At 39.1% G+C, this 16,049-nt stretch carries 20 protein-coding genes; 3 read left to right on the forward strand and 17 right to left on the reverse strand.

Going from position 1 to position 16,049, the window contains the following annotated elements:
• Window positions 1-140: 140 nt before the first annotated feature.
• Window positions 141-1,493, reverse strand: a complete 1,353-nt coding sequence (locus tag VPAR_RS08790; protein ID WP_012864923.1) for an NAD(P)-dependent oxidoreductase — start codon at window positions 1,491-1,493, stop codon at window positions 141-143.
• 616 nt (window positions 1,494-2,109) lie between these two features.
• Between VPAR_RS08790 and VPAR_RS08795 the strand changes: the two genes are divergently transcribed.
• A complete protein-coding gene (locus VPAR_RS08795) occupies window positions 2,110-3,297 on the forward strand; it encodes a MalY/PatB family protein (protein ID WP_012864924.1) in 1,188 nt (395 codons plus the stop codon).
• A gap of 309 nt (window positions 3,298-3,606) precedes the next feature.
• Here VPAR_RS08795 and VPAR_RS08800 read toward each other — a convergent pair whose 3' ends face one another.
• From VPAR_RS08800 to VPAR_RS08840, 9 genes are all read right to left on the reverse strand, one after another.
• Window positions 3,607-5,250, reverse strand: coding sequence for a DUF438 domain-containing protein (locus VPAR_RS08800; RefSeq protein WP_012864925.1), 1,644 nt, complete (start codon window positions 5,248-5,250; stop codon window positions 3,607-3,609).
• Window positions 5,251-5,678: 428 nt separating this feature from the next.
• On the reverse strand, window positions 5,679-6,308 hold the full coding sequence (locus VPAR_RS08805; RefSeq protein ID WP_012864926.1) for a superoxide dismutase: 630 nt from the start codon (window positions 6,306-6,308) through the stop codon (window positions 5,679-5,681).
• A gap of 360 nt (window positions 6,309-6,668) precedes the next feature.
• On the reverse strand, window positions 6,669-7,208 hold the full coding sequence (locus VPAR_RS08810; protein ID WP_012864927.1) for a cysteine hydrolase family protein: 540 nt from the start codon (window positions 7,206-7,208) through the stop codon (window positions 6,669-6,671).
• Window positions 7,209-7,271: 63 nt separating this feature from the next.
• A complete protein-coding gene (locus VPAR_RS08815) occupies window positions 7,272-7,784 on the reverse strand; it encodes a phosphatidylglycerophosphatase A family protein (protein ID WP_012864928.1) in 513 nt (170 codons plus the stop codon).
• 13 nt (window positions 7,785-7,797) lie between these two features.
• Window positions 7,798-8,190 (reverse strand): hypothetical protein, encoded by a 393-nt coding sequence (locus VPAR_RS08820; protein ID WP_012864929.1) that lies wholly within the window; start codon window positions 8,188-8,190, stop codon window positions 7,798-7,800.
• A 101-nt stretch (window positions 8,191-8,291) separates the two neighbouring features.
• Window positions 8,292-8,636 carry a zinc ribbon domain-containing protein YjdM gene (locus VPAR_RS08825; RefSeq protein WP_012864930.1) on the reverse strand — a complete coding sequence of 115 codons (345 nt, stop codon included), beginning with the start codon at window positions 8,634-8,636 and terminating at the stop codon, window positions 8,292-8,294.
• 143 nt (window positions 8,637-8,779) lie between these two features.
• Window positions 8,780-9,178, reverse strand: a complete 399-nt coding sequence (locus VPAR_RS08830) for a type II toxin-antitoxin system HicB family antitoxin (protein WP_012864931.1) — start codon at window positions 9,176-9,178, stop codon at window positions 8,780-8,782.
• Between the two features lie 68 nt (window positions 9,179-9,246).
• Window positions 9,247-9,411 (reverse strand): type II toxin-antitoxin system HicA family toxin, encoded by a 165-nt coding sequence (locus VPAR_RS08835; RefSeq protein ID WP_042466932.1) that lies wholly within the window; start codon window positions 9,409-9,411, stop codon window positions 9,247-9,249.
• Between the two features lie 110 nt (window positions 9,412-9,521).
• Window positions 9,522-9,881 (reverse strand): MerR family transcriptional regulator, encoded by a 360-nt coding sequence (locus VPAR_RS08840; RefSeq protein ID WP_012864933.1) that lies wholly within the window; start codon window positions 9,879-9,881, stop codon window positions 9,522-9,524.
• Between the two features lie 66 nt (window positions 9,882-9,947).
• Between VPAR_RS08840 and VPAR_RS08845 the strand changes: the two genes are divergently transcribed.
• Window positions 9,948-10,325, forward strand: a complete 378-nt coding sequence (locus VPAR_RS08845) for a carboxymuconolactone decarboxylase family protein (RefSeq protein ID WP_012864934.1) — start codon at window positions 9,948-9,950, stop codon at window positions 10,323-10,325.
• Between the two features lie 499 nt (window positions 10,326-10,824).
• On the opposite strand, the gene VPAR_RS08850 is transcribed toward VPAR_RS08845, so the two are convergent.
• On the reverse strand, window positions 10,825-11,322 hold the full coding sequence (locus tag VPAR_RS08850) for an ECF transporter S component (protein ID WP_012864936.1): 498 nt from the start codon (window positions 11,320-11,322) through the stop codon (window positions 10,825-10,827).
• A gap of 232 nt (window positions 11,323-11,554) precedes the next feature.
• Between VPAR_RS08850 and VPAR_RS08855 the strand changes: the two genes are divergently transcribed.
• Window positions 11,555-12,121 (forward strand): NAD(P)H-dependent oxidoreductase, encoded by a 567-nt coding sequence (locus VPAR_RS08855; RefSeq protein WP_012864937.1) that lies wholly within the window; start codon window positions 11,555-11,557, stop codon window positions 12,119-12,121.
• 137 nt (window positions 12,122-12,258) lie between these two features.
• On the opposite strand, the gene VPAR_RS08860 is transcribed toward VPAR_RS08855, so the two are convergent.
• The 6 genes from VPAR_RS08860 to VPAR_RS08885 form a co-directional block, all read right to left on the reverse strand.
• Window positions 12,259-12,546 (reverse strand): DUF2695 domain-containing protein, encoded by a 288-nt coding sequence (locus VPAR_RS08860; protein WP_012864938.1) that lies wholly within the window; start codon window positions 12,544-12,546, stop codon window positions 12,259-12,261.
• A 13-nt stretch (window positions 12,547-12,559) separates the two neighbouring features.
• Window positions 12,560-13,066 carry a YfbM family protein gene (locus VPAR_RS08865; RefSeq protein ID WP_012864939.1) on the reverse strand — a complete coding sequence of 169 codons (507 nt, stop codon included), beginning with the start codon at window positions 13,064-13,066 and terminating at the stop codon, window positions 12,560-12,562.
• 103 nt (window positions 13,067-13,169) lie between these two features.
• A complete protein-coding gene (locus tag VPAR_RS08870; protein WP_012864940.1) occupies window positions 13,170-13,763 on the reverse strand; it encodes a hypothetical protein in 594 nt (197 codons plus the stop codon).
• A 29-nt stretch (window positions 13,764-13,792) separates the two neighbouring features.
• Entirely contained in the window at window positions 13,793-14,221 is a 429-nt protein-coding gene (locus tag VPAR_RS08875) for a hypothetical protein (protein WP_012864941.1), read from the reverse strand.
• A 20-nt stretch (window positions 14,222-14,241) separates the two neighbouring features.
• Window positions 14,242-15,057 (reverse strand): DUF2262 domain-containing protein, encoded by an 816-nt coding sequence (locus tag VPAR_RS08880; RefSeq protein ID WP_012864942.1) that lies wholly within the window; start codon window positions 15,055-15,057, stop codon window positions 14,242-14,244.
• Window positions 15,058-15,175: 118 nt separating this feature from the next.
• On the reverse strand, window positions 15,176-16,006 hold the full coding sequence (locus VPAR_RS08885) for a DUF6630 family protein (RefSeq protein WP_012864943.1): 831 nt from the start codon (window positions 16,004-16,006) through the stop codon (window positions 15,176-15,178).
• Between the last annotated feature and the right edge of the window lie 43 nt (window positions 16,007-16,049).

The raw sequence follows: 16,049 nt of genomic DNA on the forward strand, positions 1-16,049 counted from the left end.
GACTATACGATATATAGTAAATGCGATATATAGTAAATACGCAATATTGTTAAAATACATTTAGGAATAATAAGTCTATTCATAATACAAAAGGACTATACAGTTCAACTGTATAGTCCTTTCTATGTATTCATATAACATTATTGATTTGCACTTTCTTGTGCTTTTTTGATTTCCATGTATTTTACCATGCCATCAACAGCTTTTTTAGCTTCACGCATAGCCAATACTACGGTAGCAGGTTTGTGAACAACGTCACCACCTGCAAATACGCCTTCACGACTAGTCATACCATATGGATCTTCAGATGTAATAATATAACCTTTTTCATCTACTTTTAAGTTATTACCTTCACCTACAAGACGAGCATTTGGTTTATGACCTGCGGCGATAATGATTTTATCAACAGGCATTACTTGGAACTTACCAGTGCCGTGGATACCTGCACCATCTTCGTTAAGTGCCATCACTTCGTATTTAAAGCCTTCTACCTTATCTGTACCTTCTACGCCTACTGGAGAAGCAAACCATTGGAACTGAACGCCTTCAGCACGAGCTTCTTCGTATTCAGACAACAAGGCTGGCATTTGTTCTTGGCTACGACGATATGCTACAGTTACCGCTTCGCAGCCTAAACGTACGCATGTACGAGCCGCATCCATCGCTACATTGCCACCGCCGATGATGATAACACGATCGCCTTTTTTAACAGGAATTTGATCTTCATCAAGTTCCCCATTTTCTACCAATTGTACGTTAGTCAACAAGTACATCGCTTGGAATACACCATGCACTTCATCGTTTTCCATGCGCACTTCTTGAGGAATATGTGTACCAGTACCTATAAAAATAGAGTCAAAACCTTCAGCAAAGAGATCATCCAAAGTTTTATCTTGACCAATAAATGTATTACATACGAATTTAACACCTAAGCCTTCAAGACGAGCGATTTCACGACGTACAACGGCTTTGGACAAGCGGAATTCTGGAATACCGAATAAGAGTACGCCACCTGGTTCAGATTGGCCTTCAAATACAGTTACCTCATAACCGAGTTTAGCCACATCACCAGCTACGGACAAACCTGCAGGCCCAGAGCCTACTACAGCTACCTTGCCGAGATCTTGTTTGATTTTCTTAGGTTTGCGAAGTTCATTGATGCTTTCAAAATCAGCTGCAAAGCGTTCCAGTTTACCAATGTTAATAGGCGGTTTTTTCGCCTTATTCATGATACAGTTGCCTTCACATTGATTTTCTCGTGGGCATACGCGACCGCAGATAGACGGTAAATTTGTTCGTTCCGCCAAGATATCATTAGCTTCACCAAAATTACCACGTGCGATAGCTTGGATGAAACGAGGTATTTCGTTTTCAATAGGACAGCCCATACGGCACAAAGGCTTTGGACAATTTAGACAACGTTTAGCCTCTGCGAGCGCTTCCTCCATCGTATAATCCGCATCAAAATGTAGTGGTTTTAATTCGTTACTCATGGCACATGCCTCCTAACAAGGATCCAGTACTATACTTACAGCGTTGCATGCACCTAAGCATTCCGATGAGCCCTCTCACATAGGGACGCCGCCACATGCTGCTAACATTTATCTTTTGTAACCATTTGATAGACGTGTGGTCACTGGTCAGACTCACACTATTCTATAGTATATTCTAAATTGTGAAAGTCCCAACAGTCAAGCAAATATCACACGTTTTGTATACGAATATAGCCCCTATACTTGCAAGGATTGCATAGAAAAAGAGGCACCAGTAGGCACCCCTTTCATAGCGATGTATAGTTCTAGGTTTGGTTTAGGATTGTTTTTTTAGATTAAATATGTGTGTGCGAATAAAACCTTCTGTGTGTTTTGTTTGCGAGTTAAGAAAAAGGTTATGACATCGCTATGTAGTGCTGATTTAGCACTACTTTCGCAAAACAATTATGTAATTAATAACATAATTACTTTAGTATTATATGCAAGATTAAACTATGTTAATTTTTACATATAACTTGATACATATATATTGATATAATATAAATAGAGATTTACGACTTTTGCACGCTAACCACAGCCAAATCTATCCTGAATTTTGACTAATGCGAGGTTCCCTATGAACACAGCAGAGTTTACCGAAAAATACTATATTAACCGCCGAGGATCTCATTCCAGAAAATGGGACGGACAACAGTTAAAATTCAATCGAACTGACCTATTACCACTATGGGTTGCGGATATGGATTTTATGCCGCCTCAGTGCATCCAAGAGGCGATTTGCAACTATGTAAAAGCCAATCCTTTAGGCTATACCATGACAAATCCCGATTACCTAAAGGCTGTCATTAGTTGGTATAAGCGCCGCCATCGTTGCATAATTGATGGTAGTTGGCTCACCAGCGCACCTAATGTCATTACGGGTATTATGTGGTGCATAGCAGCTTTCACAAAAACAAATGATGCCATCGCGGTCCTCACGCCCGTATATGGAGCCTTTGATGCGAGTGCGAGCGATGCTAAGCGCCCTATTATTGCAATCCCTATGAATCGCAACGAAGATAACCACTATGCTGTTGATTACGCAGCCTTTGAAGCGGCTATCGTCAAACACGATGTTAAGTTATTCATTCACTGTAATCCGCACAATCCAGTAGGCCACGTATGGACTTTAGAAGAAATGGATCGACTATTTAGTATCTGCCAGCAACATAAGGTCCTTATCATTAGTGATGAAATCCATCAGGACCTCATCACGGGACTTACACCATTTACATCTGCATTAACTGTGTCTAACGGAGCGTATACAGACAAGCTCATCGCCATGTCTTCATTGTCAAAATCGTTTAATATGGCTAGCCTGCACCACGCAGAGGTCATTATCCCTAACGAAGAGTTGCGGAATCATTACAACGCCTTTAAAGCCCTTGTATATCATACAGATTCGGACGTCATTGCCGAGGCAGCCATCACAGCTGCCTACACGCATCCAGAAGCAGAAGCATGGCTAACGGACCTACTCGCTGTAGTGAAAGAAAACTATGATTATATGTACAATAAACTACTTGCCAACTTGCCTGAACTTCGCATCAGCCCTATGGACGGCACCTATTTGGCTTGGATCGATTTTAGCGCTTATCTTAAACCAGAGGAAATGCGTGGTTTCTTTGAAAATAAATGCGGTATTGCACCAAGCTTTGGTGAATGGTTCGGTGGTGAAAGCTACACAACCTTTGTGCGCTTGAACTTGGTCACAAGCCTTAAGAATATCAAAATTGCTACGAATGCTATCCTACAAAATATTTAATTATTTCAAGTCTAAAATAATAGTTAACTTTCAATATCACTATATAATCAAAAGAGGCAGTCACAGCTGTTTAGAACACGTCTGTGACTGCCTCTTATTATATTTAAACCTACTTTTAGCTAATCATACGTTACTATTATCGACATCTAAAGCCTTTATTAGGAGTATTAAAGCAATTATTTATCAGGAGTATTTGAAATAATCGATTATTTGGAACGTTTGAAAAGCCTTTTAGCAGGGATATTTAAATAGCCTTTTACTAAGAATGTTTAAGATAATCTTTAGTAGAGATATTTAAAATAAAATTTACTAGGAACGTTTGAAATGGTCTTTTGCAAATTGCATGTCTTGCACTAATTCTAATGTACCAAGATAATTATTGTTTTGGTCGCGCACCGCCATATAATTTACATAGAATGGACGACCTACCTTTTCAAGCCATACCGCCACATTATCGCGTTCCCCTTTGCGGAAGGATTCAATAATACCGCGTACGATAGGCTCTATCTTTGGAGGATGGCAAGAGTATACATCGCGACCGATAGCTGTAGTAGGGCGTTTAAAGACCTTTTCACCATCGTTGAAGTAACGGTTAATGTCTTCGTGGTCAACGAAGGTTACTTCCATTGGCATTGTATTAAGCATGGCATTTAATTGATCCACAGTTAAGCTACCACCTATTAGAGCAATGGTATTATCATCACCACTTGCTTTTGTTGTTTGTGTAGCTAATGCGGCTTCAGCCTCTGTCCAAACAGTGCGTTTTACCCCAAAGATTTCTTCATACTGCGCTGTATCTTTGTAGATTTGATACCACTCTTCAGTACTAAAGTTCTCTGCACAAATTGGGAACAAGATATTTTGCTCTTTATAGATCATCTCTTGAGCACGTGTGAGAAGACCATCAAACTCTTCGTACCAAGCATCATCAATAGACTTAGCACGAGCTAGACGACCAAAGCCATCGCGAATATCGTCATCAACCGTCCACATAACCATGGATGGACCAGAGATATCATAGGCTACTTTCAAATGAGGATATAAAAGATCGCCCTTCTTAGCGTAGTGAATAGACACTTGGCGCACTTCGTTCACATCATCTACCGTAGCAGTCTTATCGGCCACCTTAACCTTTGTAGCTTCAATCAATGCATCGAGAGCCTTGTTTTCTTCTGTTAATCGATTGAGTGGATGACCTACTGTTTCGACTAGCGTTACTACGCTTTGACTTTTTTCTTGTGCTTCTAGTACAGCCTCAACCTTAGCATGTTCAGACTCCATTTGTTCATGGATAGTAGAGCCGTGGAACAATGCAGAGTGAAGGTCACATAATTGTTGAACCTCTGCTAGTGGTGTGCCTTCACGCATAAGGCCTTGTTCAGCTTTCATGATTTCACTAGCCTCAACATGGGCGAATTGACTAGCAAAGTCTTCACGAACTGCACCAAGGTCTTCACCTGTGCCTAAACGTTTCAAGAAGCCTTTGAGCTGCTCTACACGTTCGCTATCTTGAACTGCATCTTCAGCCTTAGTTTCGGAATTTTCGTTAGTGTTAGCTGGCACTGTAGTAGATACTGGTGCACTGCTTTCTACTACATTTGCTGCAACAGTGCTAGATGCTACGTTAGCAGATGCATCCGTAACATTAGACGTTGTAGCCGCTGCAGTAGGTGCCACGCCAGGATGACCCGCAGTTTCCGCATCATCACCAGATAGATTTGGCATTTCACCTTCTAAGGTAAAGCCAGCTTTCATGAAAGCGCCCACGATATCGATCATGGATACGCCTTTCATTTTAGCCCCTTTCGGGATGGTCATGATTTTACCAACAGAGTTCAACATCACCTTGTTTGTGATTTCGCTGAACCCTAATTCTTTCATAATATCTGCTACTTCAGGATATTCTTTTACTAAATCATATACAGATTTGGATAGATCTAATTTCTTTTCCATTTTGAGCCCCTCATGTCAAAATCTTTATAAAATACTTACTAATATTAATGAGCCCCTATACGTAAAAATCTCGTATATAAGGCTTCTATTTACTGTGAAAGGTCTAAATATAATGACCTATGAATCTATGATAAACGATATCGATTAGAAAATCTGTATCCGTGGCAATACTTTTGAAAGTAATTCAAAAATTTTCAAAATATTATGTAACGCTTTACCAATAGTAACTCTTTACCAATAAAATAAATTATACGCTTATACGCTCAAAAACAGTAAAAAAAGATAAAAATAACGGATAGATGATTATCCATCCCGGCTCATACATGAAGGGAGGCACATCAACTATCCGTTATATATTTAAATTACTTGTCTATTACTGTTTCTGTTTCTGTTTCTGTTTCTGTTTCTGTTTCTAACAAGTGTACCACTTAATCATGATGTGGTTTCAATGCTTTTTCGTAGTTTTCAGAAACTTTATCCCAGTTAATAACTCGGAAGAATTCCTTGATATAGTCTGGGCGACGGTTTTGGTAGTGCAAGTAGTATGCATGTTCCCAAACGTCTAAGCATAGAATTGCTTTTTTACCTTCCAATAGAGGATTATCTTGGTTTGCAGAGGATGTCACTTCTAGCTTGCCATCTTTGTTAACTACAAGCCAAGCCCAACCAGAGCCAAAGCGTGTAGCTGCCGCAGTAGAGAAGCTTTCAACAAAAGCATCGTAGCCACCAAGTTCAGCATCGATAGCCTCTTTCAAAGGACCTTCCAATTTAGAAGTATCTGGTTTTGTCATGATGTCCCAGAACATGGTGTGGTTCTTGTGACCACCACCATTGTTGATAACTGCTTGACGGATATCTTCAGGCACATTAGCAATATCGCCGAGAATACAGTCTACACAACCATACGAAAGATCAGGATATTTCGCGATAGCAGCGTTCAAATTATTAACATAGGCTTGATGATGCTTGTCATGATGCAATTTCATTGTTTCAGCATCGATAACAGGCTCAAGGTAATCATACGCATACGGTAATGGTGCGAGTTCGAAAGGTTTCATAATAGTCCTCCTTAAATTTAGGGCATAGAACAATGCTAACTATTTCGTATCATCGTTCTTGTGAAAGCGATTCGATGCACCTGCATCGGTAATATAGAATCAATCTACTAGCATAGCATATATACTTTAAGAAGAGACTGATTATCCTAACGTAACCAGAAGTTAGGATATAATATTTTAGCTAACAAATTGATATGAATTATCATTCTTTATCTAATTGTACACATTATATAGAAAAACGTCAATATAAAAGACGAACATAAAAAGGCCATAGGAACTCCTACAGCCTTTCATTAGTTAATTATTATGTGACTTTTGGTTAGCAATAACACATAGTTTTATATAAATTTGATCCACAAGTTAGTCAATGATACACTGACACATTTTCATCGTTGTTAATGCCGCTTGATGGGACTCCTCTGTTACGCCAGCACAGCAACTCGAATCAATATGAATAGGAATCTCTGGCAAGCCTGCTTTCAACAAGATTGCATTGGAAACAACACAAATATCCGTGCATAAGCCGATGAGAGTAATAGACTCGATAGGATTAACGGTATTCATCCCCTCTAGTCGATTCACCAATTCAAAAGATGCGAAATTGGGTTTATCCACAAAGGATACGGGGCTCATAATTTTACGGTTCTCCGCCGCCTCGATCAAGCCGTCTACAATATGCCATCCCTCTGTGTTTTTTACGCAGTGTGGCACTGGTAAAAGCTTCCCTTCTTGACGCTCCAAATAATCCCTATCATGCGTGTCACGAGTAAAGATAATAGGACCATCAAAGCTTTCAATTTTCTTACGCACATTATCTACGATTAACTGTGCTTGCGATGAACCAAGTGCACCATCTACAAAATCATTTTGCATATCGATTACTACCAGAACCTTTTGCATAGCTCCTCCTGTATATAACTACAAAATAAAGTATTTATTTTCAATCAATATTAGTTATACTCTTTATTCTTCTGCTATAGCATGTTGTACACGATTTGGCTCATTATGGGCTAATCGCCCCGCCGCTGCTGCCGCTACGGCACCTACCAAATCATCGAGAAAGGTATTACAATGCCCGCCTTCTTCACTATCTAACTTTTTGATGATACCTGGTTTCACCTTATCTAAATAGCCATAATTTGTAAAGCCAATGGATCCATACAAATTAACGATAGAAAATGCTAAGATTTCATCGATACCATACAAGCTTTCATCATTAGCCACAATACGTTGCAATGGCTGAGACAATTTATTCTGCTCTGTTAACTTATCTAGCTCTATGCCCGTAATAATCGCATTATGTACCTCCCGTTTAGATAGTACAGACACCACACTTTCACGACACTCTTCAATGTTTAAATTCGGCATATATGGCTTTTGTACATAAAAAACAAGTTCAGAAATGTCCTCTAATGTGACGCCCCGTTCAGCGAGAAGCTCATAAGTATATTTCTCTAAATCTTTTGTAGCCTCCATAAGTCCTCCTTTATCATTTCTTTACATTATTACCAGATAACATGACAATACTAACGGGAATCGTTACAACGAGCGCTTCATCAGTATCAACATGTTTAGTATCCCAAGCCGCCTCTTTAGCCGCCTCCTCAAAAATTGGGTACGCATCACGATCTAGCTTCCAATTATTAGGGCCTGCTTCAACAGCTATAATATTACCCTTATCGTCCGTCTTAATCTCTACAGGAACGATCAATGTTCCGTCTGCACTCGTTTCAAAAGCCTCTGGCGGAATGATCACGTTATAAGAAATCTGTTGTTGCAATTCATAATTACGCTTGTCCGCAGGCTTTACATCTGCAGCTAGAGAACTAATAGGACTCATCATAGATACTAATAAGGCCAATAAAACAACACGGTTAACCATAGTTTCCTCTCATCTAAATACTCTCTTACTATATGCATTATAAGTTGATTATACCACGAAAAAAATCCCTACCGAATTTTTATCGGTAGGGATTCCTTAAATTAGATTTTCTTAACCATTTCAGATTTCAATGCCATCGCACCGAAGCCGTCAATTTTGCAATCAATATCATGACCATCGCTTGCGCCAGAGATGAGACGAATATTTTTTACGCGCGTACCCTGTTTCAAGATGCCAGCGCCTTTTACTTTGAGGTCTTTTACAACAACAACTGTATCGCCATCAGCGAGCTCATTGCCGTTAGCATCGCGAATGATACCCGCTTCAGCTGCAGCTTGTGCGTCAGCCGCTGTCCATTCGTTACCACACATAGGGCAGATAAACATATGACCGTCTTCGTATGTGTACTCATCGCCACACTTAGGGCAGTTAGGTAAATTTGCCATTTAGATCTCCTTTTTCACTACATAATGAAAGTATTATACCATATGAAAACATTACTTAACTACCTAAGCAATAAGTCAAAAGCTAATTAATATTACTTACATGAGTTATAATCTATAAATCTATAAACTTTAAATATTACACATTATACTAATTCTAACTCTTGCTTTAATGCTCTCTGTAAAATTTGTGAAAAATTAAGTTGCTTCTCTTCAGCTTTATGATTTAACCAGCTTGGTATTGTAAGGGTCTTTTTTACAGCTTTATTATCGGTTCTTTTTAAATATTCCTCTTCATCCCATTTTACTAAATCTATGAATTCACCTTTATTACATTTAATATCGATTGGATTACTTGCTTCTGGAAATTCCTCGCCATCTTCACTCAATGAATACAAGTAAATACCTAGTGCATCTTCAGCCATCTCTACGGCTTCACATAAAGTATCGCCTTCAGTTACACAGCCTAATAAATCTGGAAAACTTACCGTATATCCATTTTTACCATCTGTACTAAAGATAGCTGGGTACATTTCCTTTCTCATTTAATATTCCTCCTCTATAGCTAGACACATGATGACTAATCTAACTCCACCTAACTATCTTGAAGGGGCTATTTAAGCCCCGCTTGTTTCAAGATTGTTTGTAATGTTTTAGGCTTTAAATCTTCCTTATGTAGCGGAATCGTTACACGACCAGCTTTTATTGGATGCTTTAGTATATGATGCGAGCCTTTAATTCTATCAATATACCAACCATCTTTTTTTAAATCCTTCATCAATTCTTTAGGTGTAGTCAAATTTTAATCACCACCATTCATTTACTTAAAATAAAATAACTTCTTCGAATTGACACTTACATTATAATACGTATTTATACGTATGTCAATTATTTGTAATCTTGATTCAAAAGATTTTCATACAACTCCAACTTATCTTCAAGATTGTTCTTATAGCCTTCCAATCGTTTAATTTCGGCCTCAATAAACCGATAATGCTCTTCTAGTAATGTCATTCTTTCATGGACCGTATGAGATCCGGCATACCGCAAGTCCGCATATCGCTTGATGTTCGCAAGCGGCATTCCCATGTCTTTCAAGCGTTTAACAAACTGTACAAAACCCACGTCCTCCGCATGGTAATTGCGAATGCCGTTCTGTCGCTCGATGTGAAGGAACCCCTGATCCTCATAATATCGCAATGTAGAAATAGACAGTCCTACCAATTTTGAAAATTCACCGATTTTCATACTTTCACCACCTTGACCTCAAGTATACTCGAGCATATATCATACGTCTAGACGGAGGTAATAATTATGAAAGAAACACGTTTTAACATCGGCATGAACACATTAAAACAGATTGACGGGCTACACGGCGAGGAGGTGTATAACACAATCCAAGAAATTTCACCGGCCATAGCCGATTTATTGGTCGAGCTGTTCGGTGATATCTACACGCGCCCCAACCTGGATTTCAAGGAACGGGAACTGATTACGCTCGCATCCCTGTTAACGCTGGGCGGTTGCGAGGCACAGCTGAAAGTACACACCAATGCGGCACTCAACGTCGGTATTGCGCCCGTGCAAATCGTAGAGGTCTGCACCCACTGCATCCCCTATGCAGGATTCCCACGCGTACTGAACGCACTATTTACGGTGAAAGCGGTCTTTGAAGAACGAAACATGCTGTAATTAAGGAACGACGGAAACAAAAATAGAGGATCCCGACGGGCCCTCTCAACAACATTATTATATATTATTGTATTATGTACATTACACGACGCATCCAGATTGACGATATACGCCAATCTCATTATAATATAATAAAGAGATAGTCGACGAGTGGTTCCGTCAGGCTCATCCCAAAACATTATAAAACATGCAAAAATGGCCTTTCGTTTTCAGCTACCAGTTGGTAACGAAGGGCTATTTGTCGTTATTACGACAAATCAGCACTATCAATGCGCCAAAGGAAATAACGACAGTTAAGATCCCGAGGACAATCATAATGACTTCATAAGCATTCATAGGCTTTCACCCCCTTTAAAGAAAAAGGGTGACCCAACCTCGTTCGACTATCTTACGTTTATTATAAACCGAACTTATGTTCTATGCAATAAAAAATCTATTAATAAATATTAGTCTATTTATAACTAACAAAGGGAGACTCTTGATAGAGTCTCCCTATTTACTATCCAAGTCGTTTACGCAAAATCGCATAGAGTATCATGCTAATAATTACGCTCATAACGGCTTGAATAGTATTAGTTACAATACCAGCAATAGCTACGCCTGGATCGAATACAAAGTATTCGGCAATAAAATAGCCTGCTACGATAACAATACCGCCTACGATAGTTGCTACCAAGGCAGAGGTAGTTGTCTTATTGTTATAGACAGTACCGACAAGATAGCCTTCAATGCCTTTCACCACGAAGGTGATGGGTACAAAGACTGCATAGCCGAGGAATAAATCAGCTAACGCTGGGCCGATAGCACCAATATAGGCGCCATATTTTCGACCTAATAATAGAGCTGACGTCATAATAACGACATCTCCTACATTGAAATAGCCGCGAATGCCAGGTACTGGGATTTTCGTGTACATGGTAAACAATGTTGCGAGGGCAATCAATACGGCTGTGAGTACTAACGCGGACGTAGTACTGCGGGTTTGAACGTGTTGCATAGCGTCCTCCTTATAAAAAATAGACATGTGACTATATCCATCACATGCCTATACTATAAACCTTTATGGCAACATCTGCAAATAAAAGGAATTAATTATGAATTCTCACCAAATTCTATCGTCATTTACTTTCAAAATAGATGCTCTTCACTAGACTTTAACTTTCTATAGATACCATTTTATTATAAGAATTCCCTCAACGTGACACTGATTGAATAGAAAGGAACTAGTCATGAACATTTTAATCATTTACACCTATCCTAATCATCAGAGTTTTAATAGCACCATTCTGAAAGTAGTCCAACAGAATCTTTCAAAGGATCACAATGTGAACACCTTGGATTTATATGAGGAGCAGTTCGATCCTATATTGCGATTTGATGATACGCACAAACGTCGAGATTTAAGCACTGTGCCGGACATAGAAAAGTATCGCAATTTAATTACTTGGGCAGATCATATCATTTTTATCTACCCAATTTGGTGGGGCGGTATGCCCGCTATGCTCAAAGGCTTTATTGATCGCGTATTTACAGCTGGCTTTGCCTATTCATACGGTAAAAGAGGCCTTATAGGTCATTTACAGGGAAAATCCGCCTGGATTATCACCACCCATAACACCCCCGCCTTTTTGACGCCGTTTATTCAGGACTATGGCAAGGTATTAAAAAATCAGGTTCTGAAATCCTGTGGCATTAAACCTGTTACACATACCCAGTTGGCGGGCACAGAAAACAGTTCGGACGAAAAACGTCGGCGTTTCTTAGACAAAATTGCTAATATCGCCAGAAGTATTTAACATTTCTAGTATACTATGATTTTTTACCAAAGATTACTTGGTTACCAAAATCACAAATAAATTTACATTAAACTGCTTACAGTTTGCTCTAAGTCAAAAACAAGCTGTATACGAAAATCTCCCCAATTACATAGATATTACTCTTCAAATCTCTCTTCTACATTGTAGAGAACCTCGCAGTCACAACCACCACCTTCGTTGACAATCCAGTCTAGTACGCTTTCCACATCTACCTTTTGTTTTTCTAAGAATTCTCTAGTGAAAGTCAAACTATGATCGCAACCATCATTTGTCTCTAATTTCTCATCTACATAGTCAAAGAGATTCCAAAATAGCTCTTCATCCATAGGCAAACTATCTTGAAAACTCTGTTTTTCTTTAGCTTTATAGTCTTTCAATAATTCCTTTTTACGCGCTTTGTCCATTATAACCACCTTTTTAACAAATCGAAACTACTGCGTGGCCCTTCGCTTCTAGCACTTTTTTATAGAACACCTTCATCTGCTCGAAGTCATGGAGAAGCTCATCTATGATTTCCTCCTCTTCTTCGTCATAGTCCCAAATATTTGGGTATAACTCAGCCTCTTTACAGGCTTTCATATCGAAAGATTCGAGTGCTTGATCCATATCAAACTGCTCTAGAGCCACTACGATATCAGCTATTTGAGAATGTTCCGTATAGGCCATATAGTCTGATAAATCCTCTATAGACGTTACACCAAGCACAGCTTGACTAAGTGGATTATCATCTATTCTATGATCAGTACTCACACCAGTAAGCACGAAGTGAAGGACATCCCACATCTTATCGATGTCAAGCAATAACTCGTCCTCATCGCGCCACTCTTCAACGGTTTCAAAAAGATCCTTCTTTGATGAGCCTAACCCTTTGAGTTCTTTTAAGCTTTCATCACTTATACAATTATAATTTGCAATGAGTCCCATACTCTAAAACCTCCCTAGATACTCAGTAATCTAAAACTTACATAGTTACTTAGGCATCTATAATCTCCATAAATGCCGAATAATTCGAAGCCTCCACTGATAGTTAGTTCTCTATCTCTGTCAACAATTCTAGCAACGTAACCTCATATTTGTTATTTTTGTCTAACAATGGCTTACATAATAGAAGCACTTGTAAAGAATAGTAGTAAAAACTAAAGAATAGGTCATCTGGAAATACCTCTTCTTCCTCATATCTAAGAATATCTTCGTCTTCATCGTACTCTTCAGACCAAAGATATTCTTCGTTGAGCATATCCTCGAAGTTCGGTAATTGATCTGCATGTTCTAGCATAAGACCATCTCTAATGCACTCAGCAATAATAAGGAATAACTCAGCTAATTCTTCTACTAAATATCTTGCCACCTCATTATGACCTTGTTCTTCAACGGCTTTTTTAAAAATACGTAATAGAAAAATCAACGCGAAGGGCGTAGCATGCCATAAAGTCGATTGATGCTCAATGTTTTGGGCCAGCTCTTCATCTGCCGCATCAATGGCATCAACGTCCTTCATATCCCACAACACCTCAAGATGAGCCGGAAAATCTGTAGCACGGCCGTAAGTTGTGGTCAAACGATGCCAGGGTATATCACTGACTTTCACAGTTTCTATATATGTTTGAGTTGTTACATTCATCGCATCTACTCCCTTTTTTAGCGCAATAATTATTGGTGAACAATATCTTTCACCAATTCATTAGTATCTATCAGGCGAATTCTACCTCTTCTAGGCTCATCTGTAATCTCGGTGTAGATATCGTCCAATGTGCCTGCCGGTGCTAGTTTCCACAGCTTGCACGGATACAGTTCAACAGCCCCAATGATTTCTAAATGGTCTAGCAATAGGCCTAGATCTTTATGATTAAACCAACAGTCGGTATCGATACCGAAATTTGTATTATCTTTACGACAGGAAATTTGACTATTTAAAAAATCATCCATACTAGGTTTGTACGCTTGTAAAAGTCTTGTACAGGCCAAATGGTACTCGATTTTCCGCGGTGATTGATCCACGTCAGATACAAAAATAGCTCCATACGGTTCTACCGCCCAGCTTTCAACATTCCATAATGTCATTAATTCCGATTTTCTCATTAGGATGCTCCATTAACTGATTATCCTGCAATATCTGCATCAACAGGGTTCCCATCCGCATCAATATGGGCTATGATACAGTGTCCCCAGAATATATCGTCGTCGTCATAATAGACCTCTATGGTGCCATCGTTACGAAACGCCAATTCGCCCATCGTAATACGCTTGGCAAATACGTCTGATGTAATCGGATCCTGGTCATCATTGTCGAGCCAATCATTAGCGAGTTCTAGCAATTTTTCACTAATATATGCACTAATTCGTTGTTCAAATTCTTTGAAATTATCGATTGTATTGAAAGCAGCCAATGCTACGGTGCAGTTTTCATCAGAGCCCTCATCCACATCAAGGGTGAAAGCATAATCATCAATTCTAGATGTATAGTATTGATACTCTCGATTTAACAAAAAGTCACTCCTGTCGGTATGAAGGTATTTTGGGGTTTTCAAATAAGCTGACAATGCCTCTAACTCGCTATGTTTAGCATGTTCCTCTAACACCTCAAGCACATAATAGCGATTATTCCAAGAAGGGCGCATATAGCCTAAATCCTTTATAGGTTTTGCTTTCTTAACTGACAATTTGTAGACCCCATGAGGCTCAAAAGAATAACCCCATCTATCTTCAAGACCATCAATAATCCACGTCAAAATGCCTTCGCTACGGTCAAGTACTCCAGTTCGAGTATCTAGAATAGCATCGGTGGACACCAGTGGTCTATGGTACTTATCCAAATAAGGACTAGCCCCATTCGCATCACTGCGCGGCAATGCATAGATTTCAAACTCTTCCGATTCAAACTCTGCTTCATATTCTGGTAGACGTACAATACTCATATGACTCTCTCCTATTCATCACATTTTACGGTACAAACTATTTACAGTTTAGAACTCCATCCTTTATAGATGATGCCATAGTATAATTGCTTCTATAACATTAAAATGTTCTGTTGTATCACAAGCGTTCAGCTACATCGATTCTATGTAATAGTTCTTTTCCTAGTTCTTTGGCTGTTTTGAATTCCTCATTTGAAAGCACCATAAGTACAAAGCTATCGGTTCCAATATCCATGCCTGCTAACGTATAGTTTGCCCACGTAGAATTAAGACCAGCACTCCAGTCCATGATACATTGATCTTCATCTAATCCTGCTATATCAATAGTTAGATTTTCGCAAGTATCTAAAGACTTGTTACGTATTAATTTCTGTACATTATGAATAAAATCCTCTAGTTCGCACTTACAGCTTAGCTCTACGGCATATCCTTTAGATACTAGTTTCTCATAGAGGTTCCACCAACTATCTTCTAAAGCTTCCATGGAGCGCAACTTAGCCTCGGTCATAAAAGATTTAGCTTGTTTAGCATCACCTAGCAACAACGTTGCTAACTCTGTAAATGTCAGTTTCATCTGATCGATATCTAGATACGCTACTTCTACACACAAACTACAATCAGGTACTCTGCGTTTTTTCACAAAGGCCCGCATCATCTTCACCGCATCAGGATAACTTACAACATCCATACGATAGGTCTTGCCATCTAGATCTAAGAATAAATCTACTGCATCCTGCGTTTTACCTACACGTGCTTTCATGGCTGTACATCCATCGATAGCATGAGGTGGGTATACCTCCACGTACATAGAAAATCCATCATGCATAGCCTTTAATGTATTATCTATCCCAACTATGTTAAAACCGTTCCGATTATAATCAGGGCTCTTCAAACGCCATTCTTCATAGTTATCGAAGAGTTTTTCTTGAATCCAATTGTAAAAGCTCATATATACTCTCCATTATATATACCGTTTACATATACTTTAATTA

Origin of the sequence: Veillonella parvula DSM 2008 (genome assembly GCF_000024945.1) — a bacterium.
GTDB lineage: Bacteria > Bacillota > Negativicutes > Veillonellales > Veillonellaceae > Veillonella > Veillonella parvula.

Excerpts from the sequence above, each read along its gene's own strand:
- VPAR_RS08860 (WP_012864938.1), bottom strand. The coding sequence starts at position 12,546 with ATGGACAAAGCGCGTAAAAAGGAATTATTGAAAGACTATAAAGCTAAA.
- VPAR_RS08800 (WP_012864925.1), bottom strand. The coding sequence starts at position 5,250 with ATGGAAAAGAAATTAGATCTATCCAAATCTGTATATGATTTAGTAAAA.
- VPAR_RS08865 (WP_012864939.1), bottom strand. The coding sequence starts at position 13,066 with ATGGGACTCATTGCAAATTATAATTGTATAAGTGATGAAAGCTTAAAA.
- VPAR_RS08845 (WP_012864934.1), top strand. The coding sequence starts at position 9,948 with ATGAAAGAAACACGTTTTAACATCGGCATGAACACATTAAAACAGATT.
- VPAR_RS08805 (WP_012864926.1), bottom strand. The coding sequence starts at position 6,308 with ATGAAACCTTTCGAACTCGCACCATTACCGTATGCGTATGATTACCTT.
- VPAR_RS08880 (WP_012864942.1), bottom strand. The coding sequence starts at position 15,057 with ATGAGTATTGTACGTCTACCAGAATATGAAGCAGAGTTTGAATCGGAA.
- VPAR_RS08835 (WP_042466932.1), bottom strand. The coding sequence starts at position 9,411 with ATGAAGGATTTAAAAAAAGATGGTTGGTATATTGATAGAATTAAAGGC.
- VPAR_RS08855 (WP_012864937.1), top strand. The coding sequence starts at position 11,555 with ATGAACATTTTAATCATTTACACCTATCCTAATCATCAGAGTTTTAAT.
- VPAR_RS08870 (WP_012864940.1), bottom strand. The coding sequence starts at position 13,763 with ATGAATGTAACAACTCAAACATATATAGAAACTGTGAAAGTCAGTGAT.
- VPAR_RS08825 (WP_012864930.1), bottom strand. The coding sequence starts at position 8,636 with ATGGCAAATTTACCTAACTGCCCTAAGTGTGGCGATGAGTACACATAC.
- VPAR_RS08830 (WP_012864931.1), bottom strand. The coding sequence starts at position 9,178 with ATGAGAAAGGAAATGTACCCAGCTATCTTTAGTACAGATGGTAAAAAT.
- VPAR_RS08810 (WP_012864927.1), bottom strand. The coding sequence starts at position 7,208 with ATGCAAAAGGTTCTGGTAGTAATCGATATGCAAAATGATTTTGTAGAT.
- VPAR_RS08820 (WP_012864929.1), bottom strand. The coding sequence starts at position 8,190 with ATGGTTAACCGTGTTGTTTTATTGGCCTTATTAGTATCTATGATGAGT.
- VPAR_RS08815 (WP_012864928.1), bottom strand. The coding sequence starts at position 7,784 with ATGGAGGCTACAAAAGATTTAGAGAAATATACTTATGAGCTTCTCGCT.
- VPAR_RS08885 (WP_012864943.1), bottom strand. The coding sequence starts at position 16,006 with ATGAGCTTTTACAATTGGATTCAAGAAAAACTCTTCGATAACTATGAA.
- VPAR_RS08875 (WP_012864941.1), bottom strand. The coding sequence starts at position 14,221 with ATGAGAAAATCGGAATTAATGACATTATGGAATGTTGAAAGCTGGGCG.
- VPAR_RS08840 (WP_012864933.1), bottom strand. The coding sequence starts at position 9,881 with ATGAAAATCGGTGAATTTTCAAAATTGGTAGGACTGTCTATTTCTACA.
- VPAR_RS08790 (WP_012864923.1), bottom strand. The coding sequence starts at position 1,493 with ATGAGTAACGAATTAAAACCACTACATTTTGATGCGGATTATACGATG.
- VPAR_RS08850 (WP_012864936.1), bottom strand. The coding sequence starts at position 11,322 with ATGCAACACGTTCAAACCCGCAGTACTACGTCCGCGTTAGTACTCACA.
- VPAR_RS08795 (WP_012864924.1), top strand. The coding sequence starts at position 2,110 with ATGAACACAGCAGAGTTTACCGAAAAATACTATATTAACCGCCGAGGA.